Consider the following 23,402-nt stretch of genomic DNA (forward strand, 5'->3'; position numbering starts at 1 on the left):
GCCCGTTCGTCTATCGGTTAGGACGCCAGGTTTTCAACCTGGAAAGAGGGGTTCGATTCCCCTACGGGCTACCACTTCCCTGACTTACACCCCAAATTTTTCGCGGCAAAGATCCTGAATCTGTCCCCACAGCGATTTGAATTCCGGTGTATTTTCTGCAGCATAATGGAAATTCTTCATCAAACCGGTAAGCTGTGTAAAGACTTGACGGACTTCACCCTTATCCGCAAATTCCGCGGTCGATTGCGTGACATCGTAGACCAGTTTGAACGTCATCTTCTGACGCTCCAGCGGAACGGTGGCATCCACTTTGTCGAATGCGTCCTGCTGCAGATAGACCATGTCCACGAACAGGCCCTTTTGCTGGATCACGAAATCCTCGATCGTGACGCCCTCTTCACCAGTGACCTGCATCATCTGATCGACCTGCTCGCCTTTTTCGATCAGCGCCAGCAGATCGCCCACCTTGCCTGTCCAACCAGCCTCGGCGTTCTTGTCATACCAATCCGAGAGTTGTTCAGTATAGCGCGACCAACTGAGCAAGGGATCGACGGCGGGATAGAACCGTTTGTAGGCTCGTTCCGAGGACAGCCCAAGAAAGCACTTCACCGTTGACAGCGTGGACTGCGTCACTGGTTCGTCAAAATTGCCTCCCGCTGGTGACACAGTGCCGATCAACGTCAGGCTACCCAGGTCGCCATCGTTTGTTTTCAGCGCCCCAGCACGCTCGTACAGGCCCTTGATCGAACTCTCCAGGTAGGCAGGAAAACCCTCTTCACCCGGAATTTCCTCCAGCTTGCCGGAAGTCTCGCGCATGGCCTGCGCCCAGCGACTGGTACTGTCCGCGATCAGCAGAACATCATACCCCATCTGACGGTAGTATTCGCCCAGCGTGATTCCGGTGAAAATCGACGCCTCGCGAGCCGCAACGGGCATGGAAGAGGTGTTGCAAATGATGATCGTCCGATCCATCAGACTTCCGCCCGACATCGGATCGGTCATCTTGGGGAATTCGTGGATCGTTTCAACAACCTCGCCCGCGCGTTCACCACAGGCAACGACGATCACGATATCCACTTTGGAGTTCCGCGCGATAAGGTTTTGAAGCACAGTCTTACCCGCCCCGAACGGGCCGGGAATACAGGCCGTACCACCACGCGCGATGGGAAAGAACGTATCAATCAAGCGTTGCGAGGTCAGCACAGGTTCAGTCGGGTACAAGCGTTCGGACAGGGCACGTTTCAGAACCGTTTCAGGCAAGGGCCGCCGAACTGGCCACTTCTGGCACAGCGTCAAAGTGTGCTCACCCCCCTGCTCGTCTTCAAGTCGGGCAACAATCTCATGGATTGACGCGGCCCCTTTCTGAACCCAAACGACCTTGTATTCGCCAACCCAATTGAAGGGCAGCATAATTTTATGGGTGAACCGGCCTTCCGGAACAGTTCCGATGCTGTCGCCTGCCGTGACTGTATCTCCAACCTTAACCGAGGGCGTGAAGGACCATTTCGCCTGATCGTCCAACGGTGCTACATCGGCCCCCCGCGGCAAGAAGGTTCCAAATTCGGAAGCAACTTTGGGCAAAGGCGATTGCAGGCCGTCAAAGACCTGACCCAACAGCCCCGGCCCCAGTTCTACAGACAGCAACTGACCCGATTGTTCCACCGGATCGCCAACGGCCACGCCGTCTGTGCTTTCATACACCTGTACATCAGCTGTGTCCCCGCGCACGCGCAGCACCTCGGCTTTGAGCCGTTCCTGACGCCCGCCCGGTCCAGCACGGGTCGGCAGGATGAACACCACCTCGTTTTTGACCAATTGGCCCGGAACTCCGGCGGCATCTTGGTTGGCCTGAATCTGCACCAGCCCTTCCTGGACCGAGACGACACGGGCGGTTGCGGTTTGAACTGGAGGTGTTTGGGCAGTCATGCGCTTACTCTCTCAAAATCGAATTCTGCGACATTGGCCATGGCCTGCTGGGCCAGTTTCTCAAATCTTGTGGCTGCGTCCTGAGCGTTGCTTTGCGCCCATCGATCAAAAATGTTCCAGATCAGGACGTATATTGCCACGGCCTCAAAATCGAAGAGGTGGCGGGCGGCGTACCGTTTCAGTTGCTTATGGCTGACCGACAACAACAGTCGCTCCAGCCCCAAAGGGTCCTCGGCTTCTAACAGCTGACGCGCGTCCTTGATCCACGGCATCGGCACCAAAAGTCGGAAATCCGGGTCCCCCCAGTTGGCTGGAATATGGCGGCTCCAACGTCCAATGCCGTACGCTCCCGAGAGCGGATTGCCTCCACGCGCGCGCAGGCGCAGTGCAGCAACTACAGTGCGCAAGTCCATCCGCTCAAGGAACAGTCTACGCAAGGTTGGTTGCGGAATTTTGCCCAACGCCTGATTGCATCGCTGTACTGCCTGCGCATCCGTGACATCCATGTCATATGCACTCCAGTTCAGCGCCTGCTCCAACGCTTTCAGAACACGCGCATCCTCAGATGCAAGCGCGGTCAGGCGACGATCCAACCGCAGCCGTGACAGCGGTGGCTGCTTGGCCACAAACAGCCGTTCAGATCCCGGCAGGCTGCTGATCAGCGCGATATAGGCGTCAGGGTCTGACATCTCAGCGGATCACACCTTCCAGCACGGCACGGAACCGCGGCTGAAGATGCTCCATCAGCAGTGAGGCGACCGCCTTGTCCGTCAGGTCCAGCACAACGCCCTGATCTTCGGCCCGAACGCGGATACCATCTTGGTTATCGTCCGATGCATGCAGCTCAACCTGTTCTCGCAACATGTCGGCCGTCAGCCCAAGAACATACTTGGTCAGCTTGCCAGACTGGATGTCATCCGCGTTCTGCTTAATGTCTTCCTGCGTTGCGACTTTGGCAGGCAGAATGACCTGGACCTTGCCATCCAGATTGACGCCATCAGCCTCTTGACCGACGACCTCCAAAATCATCTGTTTCAGCAATTTCGGGTCAGCCATTTCCTTGGTCACCAGACGTTCGACATCTTCACGAAACCGGTCGGTCAATCCACCTTTCATGGTCAGAACTGCATCACGCATGGCGGTATTCAACGCCTCTTCCCCCGCCGCGCGGTATTTGTCGGAATCGCTGCGCGCCTTTTTCTGATAGTCGTCCGCTTCGCGTTTCGCGTCAGCCAAGATTTTGGCGGCTTCGGCCTTGGCCTCTGTCCGCAGTTTTTCAGCGTCAGCCTGACCAGCCGCCACGCCATCATTTCGCAGCTTATCGATCAGGGCATCCACGCCGTGTGAAATCATGCCATCCTGCGCCATCAGCTGATCCCCGCGCTGATCACCAGAGCAAAGACAAAGGCAAAGACGCCGAACCCTTCGATGATCGCCGCCGGAGCCAGCGCAAGGCCAAAGATCTCGGGCTTTTCCTTGGTGGCGTTGATCGCTGCAGCACAGGCCCGACCCTGCCAGATCCCGCAATACATCAATGCGATGCCTGACAGGATACCTATCCCGAACAAGCCGCCCGCGTTTTCGGGTGTCACATCTCGGTTCAAGGTAAACATGATGACGATGCCGTAAATCACCATGGTCGACGGAAAGGCTGATACGCCAACAAAGCGCCCATAGCCGCCTTCAGTTTCTGTCATGGCGCCAATACTGGCCATGCCGGCGATGGAGCACCCGATCGCGCTGGAGGCCGCGCCCAACGCCATAGGCGCGTAAATGCCCAGCCAACCCAATGTCAAAACAAGCTCATTCATTCCTGAACCTCCTTGCGGGCGAACGGGCGAAAGACAACGCCTTCGTCCGGCAGACCCCATTTAAAGAATTCGATGTAATTGAGACGTAATCCGTGGACGACGCCGCTCATCATGGCGAGGGCGAAGTTGAGAATGTGGCCAGTGATCAGGATCAGCAGCGCAAAAAGAACGCCCAGCCCTTTGAGCGAATGCATGACTGAAACCGCCAGATCGTTGAAGGTGATCGCCAATGAGGCTGAGGCCAGACCTAACGCAAACAGGCGCATGTAGCTTAGCACGTCTCCGAACGCCCCCATGGCCCCGGCAAGGCTTTGCAGCCCTTCGATCAGGCGCCAAACCCAGTCGGTTGGTTTCTTGATGACCCGCTCGCTTGAGAACCAGACGATGGCCAGAACCCCGATCCCCATCAAGGCCGCACCCGGCACCGGAGAATTGCCCTTCATGTAGCTAAGCCACAAAATGAATCCTCCAATCAGCGCCGCGATCCAGCCCAGATTGGCAATGGCGTTTCGGTGCCCCCAAGCCGCGCGGGCGGCAAGCGCATTGGCCAGCACCAGATGCAATACGCCAACGACAATCGAAACCATCATCATCGCGCCGAAATTGTTCAGGTCGAGCAGTTTGAGCTTGGACCAGAACGACCCCTCAGTTGGCGATACGCCGAAATAGCTGCCGACCAATATGCCGTACAGGATCGTCGCCCCCGAGATGATCACGCCAAAGCGTCGCCAGGAACGCTCATGTGGTGTGCGATCAAGGCGTTTCCAAAACAACAAGAGCCCCGCCAAGATAATTGCCCCGTACCCGGCATCGGCCACGATCATCGCAAAGAAGATCGCGAACGAAACGGCGACGATGACGCTAGGGTCCCAATCCTTGTAACCCGGCACTTGATAAAACAGTGCCAAGTCTACAGCAGCACTGCGCTTTTCTGGTTGTTCTAACAAGGTGGGCGGGCTGTCTTCGGGGCCGGGTTCTTCGATCAGCACAGCGGCATCCTTGGCGTTTGCCATGTCCAGAACCGCATCTATACGATCCTCGGGCACCCAGCCCTGAAGGGCAAACATCGCCTCTTCGTCGCGCACCTTTTGGGTAGCATGGGCCAGCTCAGCCGCACTTTCGGCAACCGACAGGTTCCGGCGCATCAGTGTCAGGTATCGGGTCTGCGCGACGCGCTCAGCCTCAAGCGCTTCGATGGCGATCTCAGCCTCTTCCAGTTGCGCCTCAAGCTCGTGAATGGGCAGCGATCCTGTGTGCGTGCGCGGGACTGGAAGGATATCGTCATCCGGCTCATCCGGGTCGATCAGCACGGCATAGATGAACCTATGGTCCTGCTCGAGTATAGCCCAGGGCATATCCAGGGCTTCCAACGCATCGCGATGCTTGAGCGGCAGTTGATAGAACCACAATCGGTTCCCTGCTAATACATCGTCGGGTGGAAAATCCAGGTCACCCCAAGGGCGAACCTGCGCGATCCGGTTGGCCAGAAAATCCCTTTGGTCCGTCATGTCACGGGTCCGTTGCATCAGGTCCAGCACATCCTTGACGAACTGCTCCATGTCAAAACCGGGGTCGCGCTGGATTTGTCGGCGCGGTTCGGACACGTCATGCAGGAACCGCAGCGCCTTATAGGCGTCCCGCGCACCACGCTCGCTGATCTTTTCCGGTTCAGAGGGCGGCGGGACCAGCGGCAGGACGTGCATGCATCCCAATTCCTGCAGCGCCTCAAGCGTTTCGGTCTTTTGATTTGATCGCCCGACCAGTGACAGTTTCTTGAGGCGCGCGACACTCATGACACCGCCTCCTGCGCATGTTTGCGCTTTGAGATTTTCGACCGGACCACGGCCTGCATCTGTTCATCACTCAGATAAATGCGGATTTTCTTTATGTTCGCTTTGGCGCGCGGGATCAGAACCTTTTCGAACAGATTGACACGCTGGGTGATGGTGGCCACAGCCCTATCGAATATCTTCACCCGCTCTTCGGCCACTTTGACCCGTAGACGCGCCTCGATCATATCGTGCAGCAACCGGGCCGCCGCATCGACCCAATGAGGTTTGGCCAGATAGGAATACAGACGCACCGCGACCTCGATCCGGTCTAGCGCAGGCATCTTTACGCCCACGACGTTGACCTCTTTGACTTTGTAGTCTTTCAGCGCGACCAACCCGTCCAGATCAACGCCTTGCTGCGCCAGCATCGGCAGTTTTTCTCCAACCTTTTGCGCCAGTTCCTGCACCTCATCCTGAAGGCGCTGCACATCTTCGCGCGCCTTCGCGCGCTCGGCCATCAATTGCTGACGCTTAAGGTCCAGCGATGGCAAGAACCGCTCATAGCTTTTCAGCTGCGTCTGCTCGCGCGCGAGCGACGATTTATTCAGCTGCAACCGCGCCATCGGCATCCTTTGGGAAATACTTTTCGATCAGGGCCTGTTTCATCAGTAGCTGCTCAGGTGCGAAACACTCGGCCAGAGTTTTCCACCCCAAATCCAGCGCATCTTCCAGCGAGATTGAAACGTTGATGTCCATGAACCGGGTCTTGAACAGGTCACCAAACTTCAACAACTGATGGTCGTAATCCGAAAGGTCGAACGCCATTGCCTGTTTCTGCGCGGCGTCGCGACTTTCGGAATAGAACCGGATCATCGTGTTCATGATCTGCCCGTGATCCTCGCGCGTCGTCTTGCCGATCACGTTCTGCTTGAGCCGCGAGAGGCTGCCGAACGGGTCAATCACTCCCGAGTGCAAATAGATCTGCCCCTCGGTGATATAGCCCGTGTTGTCGGGCACCGGATGGGTCACGTCATTGCCGGGCATCGTCGTAACGGTGAGCACAGTGACCGATCCGCCCTTGGCATAGTCGCAGGCTTTTTCGTATCGGCGGGCCAGCTGGGAATAGAGGTCGCCCATATAGCCACGCTGCGACGGTACGCGCTCTTGGCTGATACCAACTTCCTTCATCGCGTCGGCATAAGCGGTCATATCAGTCAGTAGAACCAGCACGCGTTTGCCCTCTTCCACCGCGAATTTTTCGGCCACGGCCAGCGCCATATCGGGTACCAGCAGCCGTTCGACCAGCGGGTCCATCGCCTGGTTGACGAACATCACTGTCCGGGAAAATACGCCCGCATCCTCGAAGGACGTCCTGAAAGTAAAGTAGTCGTCAAAGATCAGCCCCAGCCCGCCAAACACCACGATATCCGCATCCGCCTGAATACCAATTCTGCTGAGGAACGCGTTGAACGGCTCACCCGAGACCGAAAAAATCGGGATTTTCTGACTTTCGACCAACGTGTTGAACACGTCGATCATCGGCACATCCGTTCGGATCATCTTGTTGGGAACGGCGCGTTCCGCAGGGTTCACGGTCGGCCCGCCAATATCCACGCGCGGTTCGGATGACAGGTCGGGTCCGCCATCGATTGAAACGCCCGCGCCATCAAAAACGCGGCCCAGAATGTTCTGCGAATACGGCGTCTGCATCGGATGACACAGGAACGTCGCCGTCGCCTCGGTCGAGATGCCCTTGGTGCCGGAAAACACCTGCAGGGTGACAACATCCCGGTCAATGAAAATCGCCTGCGCCAGTGTCTTGTGGCCGTCCACGGTTTCGATCACGGCCAGATCGTTGAAACGCACCGCTGCGTCGGTCGATCCGTCCAGAGGCACCCTGACCTTTATTGTGTCTCCAACAATCTCAAGAACACGCGTGTACTTCAAGAGACTTCCGGACATTGCTCATCCTCGGTCGTTAAAGGTGTTTTTTGAAATCAACGCCCCGTAATAACTTGGCGTTTTTTGCAATCATAAGCTCAGCTTACAACGAATTCATGAATTGGCAAATGAGGATGTCTTTGTTGCGACAAAGGAGACGAAAACTGCCTCTGGTGACCAAAAACGTTGGTATTCAAACGCGCTGGGAGGGCTTACCACCCCCTGCGCCCGAACAGGGATTGCAGCCGGCTTTGCCCGGCAAAAGGATCGACCTCTGATGGCGCAGTCAGGCCCGAGACAACGCGGCGCACCATTACCCAGCAGATTGCAGCAAATATCACACCGCCCAGCGCCTGCCCCAACAACACACCCGGAGCGCCTGCGAAATAGGCTCCGGCCACTGCAAATGGCCACGTGCCCAGCGTATGTCGCCCCCAGTTAACCCACGTGGAGTAAATGGGATAGCCAAGGTTGTTGAAGCTGGCATTCGCAACAAAGATCACCCCGTTGAAGAAGGACGCCAGGGCCAGCGGCCCGCAAAACAGGTAGATCAGCGCCCGCGTCTCGCCCTGGGCCTGAAACAAGTTGGCGATGGGGGCACGCAGGACGAACAGCACCGCCGCCATCAGAACCACATAGACGGCAGTGAATTTTACACCCGCCAGGAACGCGCCCTTCACCCTGTCATACTGCCCTGCCCCAAAGTTCTGCCCGACAATCGGGCCTATCGCCCCGGATAGAGCAAATACCACGGAGAATGCGACAGGCATCAACCGCCCTATTACCGCCATGCCAGCCACGGCGTCTGTTCCAAACTGTGCAACCTCACGGATCACGATGGCGTTGCCGACCGGCGTGGCGACATTGGTCAGAACTGCCGGTATTGCAATCGCCCGAACCGGTTGGAGGTCATCCATCACTTGCCTCAGCGACGGTCGCGCAAATCCATGGTGCACGCGCACTGCGGGCCGGACCGCCGCTATCAACATAAAGATACGTGCAATAACCGAGGCAATCGCCGCCCCGTCCAGGCCAAGACCGACAGCGAAAATCAGGATCGGATCCAAAATCGCGTTGGCCAGCCCGCCGTAAATCGTGGCCTGCATGGACCGGCGCGCATCGCCATGCGCACGCAGCACGGCCATACCAGTCATTGCCACTGCCATAACCCACATGGTTGGCAGAATGATGCTGACATACCGTGCGGCCAGTTGCAGAACTTCGCCCTGCGCGCCCAGCAAGGACAGAAAAAACTTGATATTGATCATGACGATAGCAGACACAATCAACCCAATCAGAATCCCAAGAAGGGCAACGCTGGTCCCAAATTGCCGGGCTTTTTCGGGCCGCCCGGCCCCCAACTCGCGGGCGACTAGAGCCCCGGCTGCGATGGACAGCCCCACATTGATCGAGTTGGTGAAAAACAAAAGCGTGCCCGCATAGCCGACCGCTGCGGCCAAGGCGTCATTGCCCAGCATTGAGATGAACACCATGTCCACGAAATCCACGGCAAAGATTGCCATAAGACCAATGCTGGTGGTCAGCGACATTCGGGTCACATGCCGCATCAGACTGCCGGTCAAAAAGACAGCCATGCCCGTGGATTGTTGTGTCATTGGCTGGTCCGTCCCTTTGTCCTGGAAATCAATCTGCCCGCGATGGGCACTAGTCAGCAACCTCAAACTTGTGCCGTGCGCGCCGATTACAGCCCTACCTTTTTTGGCAATCCGCATTTTGCGCCGCTACGATGATGTTGCAGTACGAAAATCCTTACCGCTTTGGATATCGGCGTCCGCCGCTGCGTCCACTGGCGCCTCGCATCCAGCATTCTAAGTCAACGGATTTTGCCGGGAATGCCTGATCGACGGGAAGGTTGCCGTTCTCAACGAACAGGACAAACTCACCCATCCCGGCGCGTACTACCTTTTCGGCGCATACGTTCGCGCAGTGTATGTCGAGGGCGGGCACGCATGTGGCCACCGTGCGAAACGGTCGATGGCGGTGAGGTACTCTGACCGCGGGTACCGCCACGCGGGGCACGAGCCTGCACTGGACGAGGTCTAAAGGTAGAAAAATCAGTACCAAAACTCGCTCAATACATTATAAGAAATGAATATACTGAATTTACGATATTCGATTAGCGCGAAGACCTGGGGAGGATTCAATGCTTCGACTTACAACCTGTTTGATCTCTTTGCTGACACTACCAGCGCTTGTTTGGGCAGACGCGGTCCCCAGCAAAGAGGCTGCTGAAGGCACCTTTGCTGACCGCCCATATTCGCCCTACGCCAACCGATCGTTCCCCGAACGGCCGCTTTGGGGTGATACACACCTGCACACCGGTTTGTCGCTGGATGCGGGCGCATTCGGAAACACCTTGCTTCCTGATGAGGCATGGCGGTTCGCAAAGGGGGAACAAGTTATTTCGTCAACCGGTCAGGCCGTCAGGCTGGCGCGGCCCCTGGATTGGATGGTGCTGACAGACCATACTGATTTGATGGGTTTCGCCCCGGACCTGCAGGCCGGTAAACCTGGCGTTATTGGTGACCCAAAAGGCTTGGAGTGGTACGAAGGTTACAAGGCGGGTGGTGAAGAAGCCGGGAAAGCGGCCTTCGACATTATTACAAATTTCTCTCAAATGACCCTGCCGGAAATCCTACTTGAGTCATACAGCCCGGGCGCGGACGCATTCGCATTTACATGGGAAAACATCGTTATGGCAGCGGAACGGCATAACGACCCCGGCAATTTCACCGCCTTTATTGGGTTTGAATGGACGTCCGTTCCCAAGGGGTTCAACCTGCACCGCAATGTCATGCTACGTGACGGGCCAATTCGGGCACTGCAAATGGTGCCACCCGTGACTCAGCCTCCTTACGGCGACACCGACCCCAAGGCGCTTTATGCGTGGCTTGAAGAATATCAGGGTAAAACCGGCGGTCGCGCGGTTGCTTTTGCACATAACGGCAACCTGTCAAATGGCTGGATGTTCCCCACTGAGGATACTTATCACGGCGGCAAGGTAGACGAAGAATACGTGCAGAACCGCGCCAAGTGGGAGCCGCATTATGAGGTCACCCAAATCAAAGGCGACGGAGAAGCACACCCCTTCCTAAGCCCAGAAGACGAATTTGCGGACTATGAAAACTGGGACGTCGGCAACCTCGACATTACCGAGCTGAAAACAGAGGACATGCTGGCCGGTGAATATGCCAGAGAAGCCTTGAAACGTGGCCTGATGCTGGAAGAAAAATTCGGGGTGAACCCTTATAAGTTCGGAATGGGTGGGGCAACAGACAGCCACACATCGCTGGCAACAGCTGAAGAGGACAACTTTTTCGGAAAATCCGTCAGCGTTGAACCGTCGGCCACAAGAATCCAGCACCCCTTCATCGCCAATGATCTTGGCGAAATCCCCGGCGACCTTCTTGTCGCATCTGGTTACACTGCCGTCTGGGCCACCGAGAACACGCGTTCGGCGATCTTTGATGCTTTCAAACGGCGTGAAACCTATGCCACGACTGGTCCTCGGATCGGTCTGCGGTTCTTTGGTGGATGGGAATTTGACGAAGCAGATCTTGAGACCCGGTTCCTTGCGGACGTTGGCTACACCAAAGGCGTTCCGATGGGCTCGGACTTACGCCCTAACGAAGGTGATGGAGCGCCTTCATTCCTGATTGCAGCGCTACGCGATCCGGTTGGGGCCAATCTGGACCGGGTACAGGTCGTAAAAGGGTGGCTCGATGGCGAAGGAGAATTGCACGAGAAAGTCTACGACGTTGCATGGTCGGATGACCGGGCTGCTGATGAAAACGGCAAAGTCCCGGCTGTCGGCAACACCGTCGATATCGAAACCGCCAGCTGGAGTAACACGATTGGCACCGCCGAGCTTGTGTCGGTTTGGGCCGATCCAGACTTTGATCCAAATGCGCGGGCTTTCTACTATGTCCGGGCGCTTGAAATCCCCACACCCCGTTGGGTCCTGTACGACAAGGTCCGGTTCGGTATTGAATTGCCGGAAGAGGCGCAGCTGATCCATCAAGAGCGCGCGTATTCGTCGCCAATCTGGTACACACCTAGCGAATAACCGAACAATACACTAATGACATTGCCGGGCGGTCAACCCCGCCCGGCAATATTGCGACACGACATTGAGAACCCGCATGCAAATTCTAAAACAACCTTTAGTCCACTTCATTTTGATCGGGGTTGCCATTTTCGGTTGGTTTGCATGGATTTCTCCGCAACAGGACATCGTTGAAGAAACCGACACGATCACAGTCGATGGTAACGATGTCGCCCTACTGAAAACACGTTTCCAAAACAGCTGGAACCGTCCGCCGACGGAAGACGAGTTACAGGCCCTGATTGACGGGGCGATCCGTGAGGAAGTTCTTGTACGCGAAGCGCGCAAGCTGGGTCTAGATCAGGGTGATCAGGTCATCCGCGCACGCTTGGCGCAGAAGATGGATTTTCTGACTGACGCAATCGCAGCCTCGGTCGAGCCCGAACCCGAAGTGTTGCAGACCTTTCTGAACGAAAACCCGGAACGGTTCACTAAACCGGCACAGATTGCTTTTGATCAGATCTACCTGAACGAGAACGCTGAGCTGGATGCCATCGAAAGCGCGATTGAGGCTGCAAACACTCAGCAGGACTGGAGCAGAATCGGATCGACAACTTTGCTTCCAAAGTCGATGCCTCTGACAGTAGTGCGCGTGGTGGACGCAAACTTTGGCACTGGCTTTTCGGCGGCCCTGAGATCGTTGGAGCCAGGCAACTGGTCCGGCCCAGTCCGATCCGCATATGGCATCCACGTCGTTCGCGTTACAGACAAACAAGACCCCATATTGCCAAAGCTGGAAGATATCCGCGATACCGTTTTACTGGAATGGCGCCGCGAAGCCGGGTCGGACCTGGCGCAGGCGCAATATGAAAGCCTGGCATCGAATTACCAGGTCGAAACACCCGACATGGACAAGGCGGTCGAATGAAGCGGCTCTTTTGCCTGTTATTCTCGGGCTGGCTGATGTTCGCTGCACAAGCGGGACATGCACATGCACTTGACCCCGGTTATTTGGACCTGCGGCAATTGGCGAGCAACACCTGGCAAGTGCTATGGCGCAAGCCTGATGTGAATGGCCGCCCCATGGGTATCGATGCCATATTGCCCGCTCACTGTGCCCAAAACCGAGGACCCGAGCCACGGTCCGACGGAACGGCTTGGATCGCGACCTGGGTTCTTGAATGCGAGGACGATATCGCCGGTCACACCATCACCATTGAAGGGCTGGAGCAACAACGAAACGACGTTCTGCTGCGCATCCAACCCATCTCGTCGGAACCATCCACTTTGCGGTTCACGCCCGAGACGCCTGCTTTGATCATACCAGAACAGCCAACGACCTGGTCGGTTCTGAGCAGTTATTTCCGCCTTGGGTTCGAACATATTCTGGAAGGTTGGGATCACCTTCTGTTTGTTTTTGCCTTGTTTGTGCTGGTGCGCGATCCATGGCGGTTGGTCGGGGCGGTGACCGCCTTTACCGTCGCGCATTCCATTACGCTGGCGCTTGCCACTCTGGGCGTGCTGAACGTGCCCGGCCCTCCGGTCGAAGCCGTGATCGCCTTGTCAATCGTGTTCCTCGCTCTGGAAATCCTCAACCGAAAAGATGGTGAGCTGCGCCTGTCCGAACAATATCCCTGGATCGTCTGCTTTTGCTTCGGGCTGTTGCACGGGCTGGGATTTGCCGGCGCGCTGGCCGATATTGGAGTTCCAACTGAGGATATCTTCGCCGCACTGCTGGCCTTCAACATCGGGGTCGAGGCCGGGCAACTTTTGTTTATTGCCGGACTGTCGGCCCTGATCTTGGTGTGGCGCCTTACGCTGCCCACAATTTCCCAAAGGGCTGGCGTAGTCGCCGTACCCGTCACAGGATATGCCATCGGCTGCGTGTCGATGTACTGGTTGGTTGAACGCGTCAGCGGGTTTTGATTGGCGTGTCCGCTATTTCGCGGCCTCTTGCAGCTGCAGTAAACACGCCTGAACCCGGTCCGCTTCGACCTGCGCCAAGCCTTCGTTTGTTAGTTTCTGGTGCTGGCGCGCCTCGATCAACACCTGCTGGGCGCCCTCGGGATCACCGGCCTTAAAAAATCAGCTTGGCGATCAAAATCAACGGGTACGGTTTGTAGTTCCCTGCACCACTGTCCCACCAGGCCTCGGCCGTCTGACGCACCCCACTGATGTTGTTAAAGGTCGGCGCATCATAAACAGTCGCCTATTTGCGCCCGGAAAATCGCAATTTCTGGTCCTGTTACCGGCGTCACCTACTGAGTTTGTCACAATCAAGGACGACACCAAAGATTAGGTCAAGTGCAACGACAAGGGCAGGCCGACGGGCGCATTTGGCCGGAACCTACGCGACGGAATGGTGGTAACCAAAGCCGATACGCTCTTAACTCGGACGAAATCCGGAGAGAAACGGGAGGGGGCCGGTACGACCGGTTCGAAAATCGATTGATCATCAAAGCGCTGAAAATCATCGCAGGCACGCTTATTCTGGGTGTCGTCGCAATTGTGGGCTATCTGCTGATCGCCCCGCCTGACCTCTTGAAGGTTGGGACGAACTATTCGGCCAAGATCGTCTGTTCCAACGTCTTCATAGCCGGGCGCGACCCGGAAGAGGTTTTGACCGTCGATGTTCAGGCCCCGGGGCATCCACTGCTTAGGCAGATCTCGATCGACGTGGACGCCGAAGCCCAAACCGTGACGGCACGTATTTTCCGGTTCTTTGCCCCCGCGACCTCGCAATATCGCGAGGGGCTTGGCTGCACCAATGTCCATGACGCGACGCTCAGCGACGCGACCCTGACCGCGATTGAGCCCTTGCCCACTGGAATCTGGCCCGTCGGTAACGAAGTTCAACTGTCACAAGATCCTGAAGTTGCGCGTATCCTGGCAGATAGCACCCTTCTGGGCGAAGGATACCGCGCCGTGGTTGTCGTGCGGGGTGGGCGTATCGTTGGCGAGACCTATGCGGAGGGGTTTGACGAAAACACGCCTTTGCTTGGGTGGTCGATGACCAAGACGGTTACTGCGGGCTTGATCGGTACCCTGATCAAATCCGGCCAGATGTCGCTGGAGGATACGCTGACCGACAGTTATCCGGACTGGGCACAGGACGGACGCAAAAACATCACCCTTAAGGACATGCTGGCCATGTCCAGCGGTCTGCAATGGAATGAGGAATATGGCGACGTCTCGGACGTGACCAAGATGCTGTATCTTAATGATGACATGGCAGGTTTTGTCTCGGGCCGTCCGGCGGAAAGTGAGGTTGGGGCGGACTTCAACTACTCATCGGGGACGACCACAGCCTTGTCGCGCGTCTGGCAGAACAAGCTGACCGATGGCAGCCTAACCTATCCGCAAGAGGCTCTGTTCGAACCATTGGGCATGACATCCGTCGTGCTCGAGACCGACGCGGCGGACACATTTGTCGGGTCCAGCTATATGTATGCCACTGCGCGTGACTGGGCGCGTTTTGGGCAACTGCTATTGCGGAAAGGCGAATGGAACGACCAACAAATCCTGCCCGAGGGCTTTACGGACTGGATGTTTGAGCCGGTTGCCGCATCTGACGGGATGTATGCCAAAGGTCATCTGTGGCTGGACTCTCCGGGAGGGTTGCCGCCCTATGAGGACGCCGTCTGGCTTCAGGGGCATGACGGGCAGTTCATCGGTGTATTCCCATCCCAAGACATGGTCGTTGTGCGGTTGGGTTTGACGCCCTCCCGGCACGGATATTCCTCGTTACCGCTGGCCGAGGCGCTCATCTCTGCCTTGCAGAATTGATAAGAACGGCCCGCTAGTCGGGCCTTTGCTCTATTCCAGAATTTGCGTTGCAATACCGGTGCTTGCCAGCTCATCTTCTACAAGGGCCTAGATCTGATCCGGCGGCGTGTTCAGAGAATAAAGCATCAAAGCAGGATCGACGCCCAATTCGATCAGTTGCTGCATTGTTTCGCATTGCCCCTTTTGGATGCTTTCAACCGCAAAGACCACGGGGATCAGGCGTGGTTGGTCTTAGTAATGCTGATGAAGTCCGACAATGCCTTGCAATGACACGATACGCGCGACCCCATCGGCCAGAACATATGGACAGGCGGACGTGCAGACCGCGCCCGGCTGTACAGCCGATGACAACCCGGTCTCGCGAATCTGCGCGCCGATCAACAAAGCTTCGGACACGTGGCCGCCCGGGCTGAGCAGCGCGACCATGTCGGGTTGTTCTTGCATCTCGGACAAATGGGTGTCGAACCTTTCGGCATCGCCGGTTTCGATCTGACCGCTCACCAGAAGGACCCGCCTCAGATCACCGGATTGCTCCAGCTCAGCCAGATCTTCGAAGCTTTGACGCGCGCGTTCGACCTCTCGCCCCAGCGCCTGACCGCTGAGTGCAATGTCATGCGCTTGCTCAAGCGCCGCCTGGTAGTCGCGCACGGTGTTTTCCAGGTGCTGTTCGACCGCTGCGGCACCAGCCAGTGCAGCGGCGTTAAGCCAGCTGGACACAGCGATAATTGCAACGGAACCAACGATCGTCGAAAACGTCAGGCCAATGAACCGCTGGCTGTGCACATCGACGGAAGTAACCGCAGCATATAGCTCCAGAACACAAAGGTGTCGACGGACACCGCGATCGAGTATGCGACCGCTGCGAAGAAGGTTACCGCGCCATTGTCTTCCAACAGTGACGAAACACCAAGGTAAGTGTAGATTTCCTAAGCGATCGCCAAAACACCCAAAGCGGCGGGCGTGAACGTGTCCAACCAGGCCAGATGCGCCTCAAGCTCTTTGGCCGTCCGAAGCCCCCTAGCCTCCTCCGCGGTCAGGCGGTCCCTTTTCTCTGTCATGTCACCCCACGCTCCCAATCGTTAAACTTGGATAATCACTAGATAATAACGCATGCGACCATTTGATTTGGTCCCATGCGTAACTTCAAGTTGAGCGGGTTGGGGCGAAGTGTTGTGATCCTTCCAGGATTACCGCGACGGGTTCAAAACGCCGGCGAGCCCAGCATGACAGAACTGCAACAGGTTCCCGATTGCGCCCTCGGCGTCGCGTTTTTGGTCAGGGCCGGAAAGTGCCCCAATCCGCCACTCCGACGTGCACAACGCCAGCATTGACGACACTGAAAAGACCAACGCCCCGGCAACGTTCGCCCGGTCGGCCTTGGGATATTTTGTGCACAGCTTGTGAACGACCAGCGAAGCGACGGGATCAAAATGGGTTTTGGCCAGCGCATGCCAGCGCGCATCAGCGGAAACAATCGCCACAATGCGCGCATAGGCCAGCCACTGCGGGTCATTGCTGAATGCGCGGGTCAACAGCGGCCGCATGAAGGCTGACATCAGGTCCGCGGCGTCCCAATCGCCGCGATCCTCCAATCGGCTGATGGCTTCACGACGCTCTTGCGATAGCTCGCTGGCGCGGCGTGCCACGATGCGTTCAAAAAGCTCATCCTTTGGACCACCGTGAAAGTTCACGTTGGCCTTCTGAACCTGCGCCCGTTCGGCGATGTCGCGAATCGAGGCACCGTCGAATCCCTGCTCGGCAAAGACCAGTTCCGCAGCGTCAAGAATACGTTCTCGTGCCGCAATGGATCGCTGCGAGGGCGCCCTTTTTCTTTCTTTTACAGCGTGTTGTGCCATTTCAAAAACTAATTTGCCTTATTTCGAACGATCGTTCAAGATAAATAGTGTCGCAGGAGGAGAAACGAATGGAACAGGTGCAAGTCGGAGCGGGCCAGCCGGTCACGGTGAAGGCCCGCCCGGAAGAGTGTTTTGCTCTGATCGGAGCTGGGCCCATGGGTCTGGCAATGGCCAAGACACTTGTCGAGCAGGGAGTGCCATTTCAGGGATTTGAACTGGCTGATGATGTGGGTGGTCTGTGGAACATCGATGCCCCTCGGTCTACGATGTACGAGACCGCCCACCTCATATCGTCAAAGAAGATGACCGAATTCACCGACTTCCCTATGCAGGAAGAAACGGCGGAGTATCCATCGCATCGCGAGCTCAAGACGTATTTCCACGACTTCGCGAACGCATTTGACCTGTACCAGCACTATCACTTTGGTGCCGAGGTCCTGAGCACCACACCGCTGGACGCAGGCGGATGGGAGGTGAAGTGGCGCGACAAGGCAGGTACTGAGCACTGCCAGATCTTTGCGGGTGTTCTGATCGCCAACGGCACATTGTCTGAACCCAACCTACCCAAGTTTGAGGGAGAATTTACCGGCGAGCTGATCCACGCCTCGGACTACCGTTATCCGACGCAATTCACAGGCAAGCGGGTTCTGGTCATTGGGGCCGGAAACTCGGGCTGCGACATCGCGGTTGATGCCATTCACCACGGGCAGTCCTGCGATATCTCGATGCGCCGGGGGTACTATTTTGTACCCAAATACGTCTTCGGTGTTCCGGCTGACACGATGGGCGGGAAGATCAAATTGCCCATGTGGCTGAAACGTAAAGTGGACGGGGCAATTCTGAAATGGTTCGTGGGTGATCCGCAGAAATATGGCTTTCCCAAACCGGATTACGCCCTCTACGAGTCCCATCCCGTCGTCAATTCGCTGATCCTATTCCACGCCGGGCATGGCGATTTGAAGGTGCGCCCTGACGTTGAACGTTTCGACGGCAAGACCGTCCATTTCCGTGATGGCACCAGTGCTGAATACGACATGATTCTGGCCGCGACCGGTTATAAACTGCACTACCCGTTTATCGACAAGTCGCACTTGAACTGGCAGGGCGACGCCCCGCACCTGTACTTGAACTGCATGCACCCAACCCGCGATGACCTTTTCGTCCTGGGTATGATCGAAGCATCCGGTCTGGGGTGGCAGGGACGGCATGAACAGGCCGAGATGGTGGCGCGCTATATCGCAGGGCTAAGATCCGGAAACTCTGCCGCAAAGGCCATTCACGCGACCAAATCCGAAAAATTCGAACGCGCGACTGGCGGCATGAACTATATCGACCTGCCCCGGATGGCCTATTATGTCGACAAAGCGACCTACCGCGGTGAAGTGACCCGACAGATCGCGGCGTTAAAAGCGGCCCAGTCATGAACGGGATCGACGATGTCGCGCTGAACTTCGATGCAGGCAACCTAAAGCTGCTGAACGTCATCCTTGCCGTCGTGATGTTCTCAATCGCGCTGGATCTTAGGATGGATGACTTTCGCCGGATCCTGCGCGGACCGAAACCGTTGCTTGTTGGGCTGGCGTCCCAGTTTTTGGTTCTACCCGCACTCACGTTTCTGATGCTGCTGGTGGTCAATCCACTACCGTCGGTCGCGATGGGGCTGATCCTTGTAGCGGCCTGCCCGGGAGGGAACATCTCGAATTTCATGACGCACCGTGCTGGCGGAAACGTGGCGCTTTCGGTGTCGATGACAGCTTTCGCAACCGTCGGCGCGATCATCATCACGCCCGCTAATGTTGCGTTGTGGGGGAATCTTTACGCCCCAACACGAGAAATCCTGCAAAGGACAGAAATCGACCCGGTCGCAGTGGCCATTACGGTCGGCTTCATGCTGATCCTACCGCTGATCCTTGGCATGCTGGTCAATGCGCGCTTCACAGCCGTCGCCGATAAAATCCGCCGCCCGATGCAGTGGCTCTCGATGGCGATCTTCATCACATTCATCATGGTTGCGCTCGCCGCGAACTGGGCAATTTTCCAGCATTTTGCGACCATGATCATCGGGATTGTTATTCTGCATAACGCGCTGGCTTTTATGGGCGGGTATCTGACCGCGACGGCAGCTAATCTGTCGGAACGCGACCGCCGGTCTGTCACAATCGAAACTGGGATTCAGAACTCGGGCCTTGGCCTCATCCTGATTTTCGCCTTTTTCGGAGGGCTTGGCGGCATGGCGGTGGCCGCCGCTCTTTGGGGCATCTGGCACGCAATCTCGGGGTTGGCTCTGGCCGCCTTCTTCGCAAGACGAGAGGTGCCCGAATGCGCCACATCCTGATCACCGGAGCTGCGGGCTCGGTGGGCACTGCCCTGCTGCATCGGTTGGGCGATCGTGCCGACATCACGATCACCGCAACCGATATTCAAGAACCCGCCAACTTGCCGAAAAATGCACGGTTCGTACGAATGGATGTCACCGGCAACGCGCCTCTCAACGTCATTCTGGCCGAAGAACCGGACACCATCGTTCATCTGGCGTCCATCGTGACCCCCGGTCCCAACTCGACCAGAGACCATGAATATCAGGTTGATGTCGAAGGTACCCGAAATGTGCTGAATGCGGCGATTGCCGCCGGGGTCAAGCGTCTGGTGGTTACCTCTTCGGGGGCCGCTTATGGGTATCATGCCGATAACCCGGTTCCCTTGCGCGAAACGGATACGATACGAGGCAATAAGGAGTTTGCCTATTCCTGGCACAAGCGGCTGGTCGAAGAAATGCTGGCCGAAGCCAGACAAAGCGCGCCCGACCTCGAACAGGTTGTTCTGCGCGTGGGCACAGTATTGGGGCCCAAGGTCGAAAACCAGATAACGGCTCTGTTCCACAAGCCCAGTCTGCTGGGCTTGAAAGGCTCCGACAGCCCTTTCGTGTTCATTTGGGACGAAGACTTGGCCGATATACTGGTTCGTGCGGCCACGGACGGGCCTGCCGGCGTTTTCAACGTTGCGGGTGACGGCGCGCTGACCATCTCACAGATCGCGTCACAAATGGGCAAATCGGTGCGTTGGCTGTCCCCTGCGGTGGTCAAGATCGCCCTGTCCATTGCCCGCCCGCTGGGTCTGTCGCGCTATGGGCCAGAACAAGTGCGTTTCCTTCTATACCGTCCCGTGTTGAACAATGCCGCGCTGAAAGGCGAATTCGGCTATCACCCCAAATTCACAAGTGCCGAGGCGTTTGATCGCTGGTGGGAGGCTGCCCAATGAAACCAACCGCTGTCATCACCGGAGGCGCTGGCGGTTTGGGCCGTGCGCTGTCCGCCGCGCTGAGGGCCGACGGCTGGCACACGGCGTTGATCGATTTACCGGGGCCAGAGCTTGACGCGCTTGCCAATCAGGATGACGTCAGCATCTATGCCTGTGATCTGACCGACGCTGATCAATGCAAAGACACCTGCACCCGGATCATTGCGGCAAGGGACTCCATAGATCTGGTGATCTACAATGCAGGCGTCTCGCAGATTTCCGCGTTTTCGGACAGCGATATGCGCTCGCACCGAAACTTGTTCGAAATCAACTATTTCGCTGCGGTTTCTTGCGCTCAGGATTTTCTGGACGCGGTCAGGAAGGCCAAGGGTACGCACCTCGCGATCTCTTCCGTTGCAGGTTTTGCACCCCTCATTCATCGAACCGCCTATGCAGCCAGCAAACACGCGATGGAGGGGTTCTTTAAGTCCCTTCGCGCCGAGGAATCCGCCCACGGGGTTCGTGTTTCCATCGCCGCGCCATCCTTTGTGGCGACCAATATCGGGCGACCGGAGGCCGCAGACGCTGGGTTCGTTCGTCCCGGCTCTGCCTCGGATGGTATCGACTACATGGAGCCGGAAGCGGCGGCGCAAGTAATCTTGCAAGGTTACCGGCGACGTAAAGACTACATCCCTGTCGGGCGGATCGCACAGATCGCCAATCTGCTGAACCGTCTGGCACCAAAGCTCTATTTCCGTCAGATGATGCGGACGGTAGGTAAGCGACGAACGCCCTGACCTGTCAACTGACCGAAGCCTCTAACACGGATTTTAGCTTTTGTGCATCAATCGGCTTTTGCAGCAAAAGGTAGCCTGCCGTTTTGCAAGAGGTCGCCAATTCGGTCGAACGATCAGCGGAAATGATGCAACCGGGCAGTTGCCCGAATTCGCGTGTCAGTTCGGCAATGGCTTCGGTACCGGCCTTTCCGCCGTCCAGTTGAAAATCGGCGACAATGACATCCGGTAAAATCCCGATCTCGTGCAGCAGGTTTGCCGCCTCATCTTTGCTGGCCGCTTCCAATACCTGAACGCCCCAGTTTTCCATCGTCATGCACAGCGCCCCGCGCAGGTTGTCATCGTTTTCAATCAGCAAGGCAACCGTCCTGTGCAGCACGTCCGAGCGCGATTGTATCGACGGCTCACCACTATTCAGCGCATCGCGTGCCTGGCCTGCTGATGGAACCGTGATTGAAAAAACGGTTCCGCGCCCCAGTTCGGACTGCAAATTTATCGGATGTTTCAGCAAACCACAGGCGCGTTCCACAATGGCAAGGCCCAAACCCATCCCTTCGGCCGCACTGGCGTCTGAATGAATACGTTTAAATTCTTGAAAAACAACGTCTCTTTGGTCAGGTGCGATCCCAATGCCGGTATCCCAGACCTGAATCGATATGGTTTTCCCCAGTCGTCTTACACCGACCAGAACCCTGCCCGTTTCCGTGTACCGGATCGCGTTCGACAAAAGGTTTTGCAGAATACGCCGCAAGTAACTGGCATCGCTTCTGACAACCGCATCGGTACCCACAAATCCCAATCCAAGCCCTTTTGCTTGCGCCATAGGCCGAAAGGCGTCCTCCATCTGGGAAAAAAGCTCTCCGACCGGGACGGAAGACAAGTGAACCGATGCCCGCCCGGAATCCAGTTTCGAGATATCCAGCAGCGCCTCAAGAATGTGTTCGACACTGTTAAGAGCGCTCTCTGCTTTCACCGCGACTGCGCGTGCGTCAGCCTTGTCCAATCCGCTGCCCAGTGTCGAGATGTAGAGTTTTGCAGCCGACAGAGGTTGCAGCAGATCATGGCTGGCCGCCGCAACAAAGCGCGATTTTGATGCGTTCGCGCGTTCTGCCTCGTTCAGCGCGTCCGCAAGCTCCATTGTTCGCGATGCAACACGCTGTTCCAACAGTTCCTTTGCTTCGACAAGAGCTTGCGCGGATTTTCTGTCTTCCGTCACATCAGTGAAAGAAATCACAAATCCCTGATCCGGCATTTCCTGCGCAAAGACTGACAAAATCTTGGCACGACCGCTGTGCATCTGGAATTGTAGCGGCGGACGTTCGGTCGAGCGGTTGACCCAGGCCAGAAGGTCAGCGTCGCTCACGCCGCTCTCAAAACTGATTGTCGCGCTTAACCGGTGAAACAACGTCTGGAACGGTGCCCCCTTCTGAAATTGCGCATTGGGAATGGCCAGAAGTTCGCTGGCGCGGTTGTTCCACCCGACCAGACGCAGCTTGCTGTCAAAGATACAGACCCCCTGATCGATATGTTCCAGTGTCGCGCGGATCAGGCGCGCTTTGTCATCAAGGATACGGTCCCGTTCCTGCCGCTCGAACCGCATGATGTCGGTCACATCCGTCTGCAGGATCACCGTGCCGCCATCCGGCGTCCGGTGTTCGGATACCTGCATCCAGCGGTTGCCGCTAAGGCGGATGTTAAAGACAACGTGATCTTCAGCATGGCGCGCCATGCGCCGCTGTACCCACTCCTTTGGGGAAACGACCCCGGGCAAGGACAGGAACCTGGACTGGCTGACCAACCCGACATAATCGGTGAACCGCAACCCCGGTGTCAGCTTGGTCTGAATGTCGGGCATATGCAGGCCAAAGCGGCTATTGCACAGGACCATTTCTTCATCCCGATTGAACAGCGCAAACCCTTCCTGTACCGCCTCGATCGCATTGGCGAGGTTTGCGCGGGCGGCTTCGGTTTCCTGATTGGCCTGCGCCAAGCGCGCGTTCGAGTCGTTGAGCAAGTCCAACGCCCGCTCAAGGTCATCTGTTCGGGCCCGCACTTCCTGTTCAAGCATGGCAGCCCGCTGAAACTGTGCGTAAGCCGCGCCCGAGGCGTCAGTGGATTCCTCGACCCGCCGCATCAGGGCCGCGACGATCTTCAGCAGCTTTTCATTCTGCCGATCAAGCGGATCATTGGGGTCGGTCAGGGATTCAATCATC

The 23,402-nt window shown here is 56.9% G+C and carries 18 protein-coding genes and 1 pseudogene; 8 read left to right on the forward strand and 11 right to left on the reverse strand.

The annotated features are described in order from the left end of the window. Nucleotides 1-84: 84 nt before the first annotated feature. The 8 genes from AC2FI9_RS18530 to AC2FI9_RS18565 all read right to left on the reverse strand — a co-directional run bounded on the left by AC2FI9_RS18530 (nt 85) and on the right by AC2FI9_RS18565 (nt 9,066). Nucleotides 85-1,926, reverse strand: a complete 1,842-nt coding sequence (locus AC2FI9_RS18530) for a V-type ATP synthase subunit A (RefSeq protein ID WP_496769698.1) — start codon at nt 1,924-1,926, stop codon at nt 85-87. Next, nucleotides 1,923-2,615, reverse strand: a complete 693-nt coding sequence (locus tag AC2FI9_RS18535; protein WP_496769701.1) for a hypothetical protein — start codon at nt 2,613-2,615, stop codon at nt 1,923-1,925. The genes AC2FI9_RS18530 and AC2FI9_RS18535 overlap by 4 nt, the downstream gene beginning before the upstream one ends. A gap of 1 nt (nt 2,616) precedes the next feature. Further along, nucleotides 2,617-3,294 carry a hypothetical protein gene (locus AC2FI9_RS18540; protein ID WP_496769703.1) on the reverse strand — a complete coding sequence of 226 codons (678 nt, stop codon included), beginning with the start codon at nt 3,292-3,294 and terminating at the stop codon, nt 2,617-2,619. Then, on the reverse strand, nt 3,294-3,737 hold the full coding sequence (locus AC2FI9_RS18545; protein WP_050602715.1) for an ATP synthase subunit C: 444 nt from the start codon (nt 3,735-3,737) through the stop codon (nt 3,294-3,296). The genes AC2FI9_RS18540 and AC2FI9_RS18545 overlap by 1 nt, the downstream gene beginning before the upstream one ends. After that, the gene (locus tag AC2FI9_RS18550; RefSeq protein ID WP_496769705.1) at nt 3,734-5,530 is read right to left on the reverse strand and encodes a V-type ATP synthase subunit I; all 1,797 of its coding nucleotides are present in this window, start codon (nt 5,528-5,530) and stop codon (nt 3,734-3,736) included. Before AC2FI9_RS18550 ends, AC2FI9_RS18545 begins: the two co-directional genes overlap by 4 nt. Then, nucleotides 5,527-6,132: a V-type ATP synthase subunit D gene (locus AC2FI9_RS18555; protein ID WP_496722050.1), complete on the reverse strand. Its 606-nt coding sequence runs from the start codon at nt 6,130-6,132 to the stop codon at nt 5,527-5,529. The genes AC2FI9_RS18550 and AC2FI9_RS18555 overlap by 4 nt, the downstream gene beginning before the upstream one ends. Further along, on the reverse strand, nt 6,110-7,471 hold the full coding sequence (locus tag AC2FI9_RS18560) for a V-type ATP synthase subunit B (RefSeq protein WP_496769707.1): 1,362 nt from the start codon (nt 7,469-7,471) through the stop codon (nt 6,110-6,112). The genes AC2FI9_RS18555 and AC2FI9_RS18560 overlap by 23 nt, the downstream gene beginning before the upstream one ends. 191 nt (nt 7,472-7,662) lie before the next feature. Next, a complete protein-coding gene (locus tag AC2FI9_RS18565) occupies nt 7,663-9,066 on the reverse strand; it encodes an MATE family efflux transporter (protein ID WP_496769709.1) in 1,404 nt (467 codons plus the stop codon). Between the two features lie 548 nt (nt 9,067-9,614). Here AC2FI9_RS18565 and AC2FI9_RS18570 point away from each other — a divergent pair. The 4 genes from AC2FI9_RS18570 (at nt 9,615) to AC2FI9_RS18585 (ending at nt 15,302) form a co-directional block, all read left to right on the forward strand. Further along, nucleotides 9,615-11,537, forward strand: a complete 1,923-nt coding sequence (locus tag AC2FI9_RS18570; protein ID WP_058274781.1) for a DUF3604 domain-containing protein — start codon at nt 9,615-9,617, stop codon at nt 11,535-11,537. Nucleotides 11,538-11,613: 76 nt separating this feature from the next. Then, on the forward strand, nt 11,614-12,444 hold the full coding sequence (locus tag AC2FI9_RS18575; protein WP_496769711.1) for a peptidyl-prolyl cis-trans isomerase: 831 nt from the start codon (nt 11,614-11,616) through the stop codon (nt 12,442-12,444). Next, a complete protein-coding gene (locus AC2FI9_RS18580; protein WP_108859003.1) occupies nt 12,441-13,442 on the forward strand; it encodes a HupE/UreJ family protein in 1,002 nt (333 codons plus the stop codon). The genes AC2FI9_RS18575 and AC2FI9_RS18580 overlap by 4 nt, the downstream gene beginning before the upstream one ends. Nucleotides 13,443-13,964: 522 nt before the next feature. Then, nucleotides 13,965-15,302: a serine hydrolase domain-containing protein gene (locus tag AC2FI9_RS18585; RefSeq protein ID WP_496769713.1), complete on the forward strand. Its 1,338-nt coding sequence runs from the start codon at nt 13,965-13,967 to the stop codon at nt 15,300-15,302. Nucleotides 15,303-15,818: 516 nt separating this feature from the next. On the opposite strand, the pseudogene AC2FI9_RS18590 reads toward AC2FI9_RS18585, so the two are convergent. Then, a pseudogene (locus AC2FI9_RS18590) lies at nt 15,819-16,360 on the reverse strand (hypothetical protein); the annotation flags it as partial. 129 nt (nt 16,361-16,489) lie between these two features. Continuing rightward, nucleotides 16,490-17,158, reverse strand: a complete 669-nt coding sequence (locus AC2FI9_RS18595) for a TetR/AcrR family transcriptional regulator (protein ID WP_496769714.1) — start codon at nt 17,156-17,158, stop codon at nt 16,490-16,492. Between the two features lie 68 nt (nt 17,159-17,226). On the opposite strand from AC2FI9_RS18595, the gene AC2FI9_RS18600 reads away from it, so the two are divergent. From AC2FI9_RS18600 to AC2FI9_RS18615, 4 genes are read left to right on the forward strand one after another with little or no spacing between them, the layout of a single operon-like run. Beyond that, entirely contained in the window at nt 17,227-18,582 is a 1,356-nt protein-coding gene (locus tag AC2FI9_RS18600) for a flavin-containing monooxygenase (protein ID WP_496769716.1), read from the forward strand. Further along, on the forward strand, nt 18,579-19,493 hold the full coding sequence (locus AC2FI9_RS18605; RefSeq protein ID WP_496769717.1) for a bile acid:sodium symporter family protein: 915 nt from the start codon (nt 18,579-18,581) through the stop codon (nt 19,491-19,493). Before AC2FI9_RS18600 ends, AC2FI9_RS18605 begins: the two co-directional genes overlap by 4 nt. Beyond that, entirely contained in the window at nt 19,478-20,416 is a 939-nt protein-coding gene (locus AC2FI9_RS18610; RefSeq protein WP_496769718.1) for an SDR family oxidoreductase, read from the forward strand. Before AC2FI9_RS18605 ends, AC2FI9_RS18610 begins: the two co-directional genes overlap by 16 nt. After that, nucleotides 20,413-21,192, forward strand: coding sequence for an SDR family NAD(P)-dependent oxidoreductase (locus AC2FI9_RS18615; protein WP_496769720.1), 780 nt, complete (start codon nt 20,413-20,415; stop codon nt 21,190-21,192). Before AC2FI9_RS18610 ends, AC2FI9_RS18615 begins: the two co-directional genes overlap by 4 nt. Nucleotides 21,193-21,196: 4 nt before the next feature. On the opposite strand, the gene AC2FI9_RS18620 is transcribed toward AC2FI9_RS18615, so the two are convergent. Beyond that, a complete protein-coding gene (locus AC2FI9_RS18620) occupies nt 21,197-23,401 on the reverse strand; it encodes a PAS-domain containing protein (RefSeq protein WP_496769722.1) in 2,205 nt (734 codons plus the stop codon). Between the last annotated feature and the right edge of the window lies 1 nt (nt 23,402).

The sequence above is a fragment of the Ruegeria sp. CDSA246 genome (assembly GCF_059611225.1).

Excerpts from the sequence above, each read along its gene's own strand:
- AC2FI9_RS18530 (WP_496769698.1), bottom strand. The coding sequence starts at position 1,926 with ATGACTGCCCAAACACCTCCAGTTCAAACCGCAACCGCCCGTGTCGTC.
- AC2FI9_RS18535 (WP_496769701.1), bottom strand. The coding sequence starts at position 2,615 with ATGTCAGACCCTGACGCCTATATCGCGCTGATCAGCAGCCTGCCGGGA.
- AC2FI9_RS18540 (WP_496769703.1), bottom strand. The coding sequence starts at position 3,294 with ATGGCGCAGGATGGCATGATTTCACACGGCGTGGATGCCCTGATCGAT.
- AC2FI9_RS18545 (WP_050602715.1), bottom strand. The coding sequence starts at position 3,737 with ATGAATGAGCTTGTTTTGACATTGGGTTGGCTGGGCATTTACGCGCCT.
- AC2FI9_RS18550 (WP_496769705.1), bottom strand. The coding sequence starts at position 5,530 with ATGAGTGTCGCGCGCCTCAAGAAACTGTCACTGGTCGGGCGATCAAAT.
- AC2FI9_RS18555 (WP_496722050.1), bottom strand. The coding sequence starts at position 6,132 with ATGGCGCGGTTGCAGCTGAATAAATCGTCGCTCGCGCGCGAGCAGACG.
- AC2FI9_RS18560 (WP_496769707.1), bottom strand. The coding sequence starts at position 7,471 with ATGTCCGGAAGTCTCTTGAAGTACACGCGTGTTCTTGAGATTGTTGGA.
- AC2FI9_RS18565 (WP_496769709.1), bottom strand. The coding sequence starts at position 9,066 with ATGACACAACAATCCACGGGCATGGCTGTCTTTTTGACCGGCAGTCTG.
- AC2FI9_RS18570 (WP_058274781.1), top strand. The coding sequence starts at position 9,615 with ATGCTTCGACTTACAACCTGTTTGATCTCTTTGCTGACACTACCAGCG.
- AC2FI9_RS18575 (WP_496769711.1), top strand. The coding sequence starts at position 11,614 with ATGCAAATTCTAAAACAACCTTTAGTCCACTTCATTTTGATCGGGGTT.
- AC2FI9_RS18580 (WP_108859003.1), top strand. The coding sequence starts at position 12,441 with ATGAAGCGGCTCTTTTGCCTGTTATTCTCGGGCTGGCTGATGTTCGCT.
- AC2FI9_RS18595 (WP_496769714.1), bottom strand. The coding sequence starts at position 17,158 with ATGGCACAACACGCTGTAAAAGAAAGAAAAAGGGCGCCCTCGCAGCGA.
- AC2FI9_RS18600 (WP_496769716.1), top strand. The coding sequence starts at position 17,227 with ATGGAACAGGTGCAAGTCGGAGCGGGCCAGCCGGTCACGGTGAAGGCC.
- AC2FI9_RS18605 (WP_496769717.1), top strand. The coding sequence starts at position 18,579 with ATGAACGGGATCGACGATGTCGCGCTGAACTTCGATGCAGGCAACCTA.
- AC2FI9_RS18610 (WP_496769718.1), top strand. The coding sequence starts at position 19,478 with ATGCGCCACATCCTGATCACCGGAGCTGCGGGCTCGGTGGGCACTGCC.
- AC2FI9_RS18615 (WP_496769720.1), top strand. The coding sequence starts at position 20,413 with ATGAAACCAACCGCTGTCATCACCGGAGGCGCTGGCGGTTTGGGCCGT.
- AC2FI9_RS18620 (WP_496769722.1), bottom strand. The coding sequence starts at position 23,401 with ATGATTGAATCCCTGACCGACCCCAATGATCCGCTTGATCGGCAGAAT.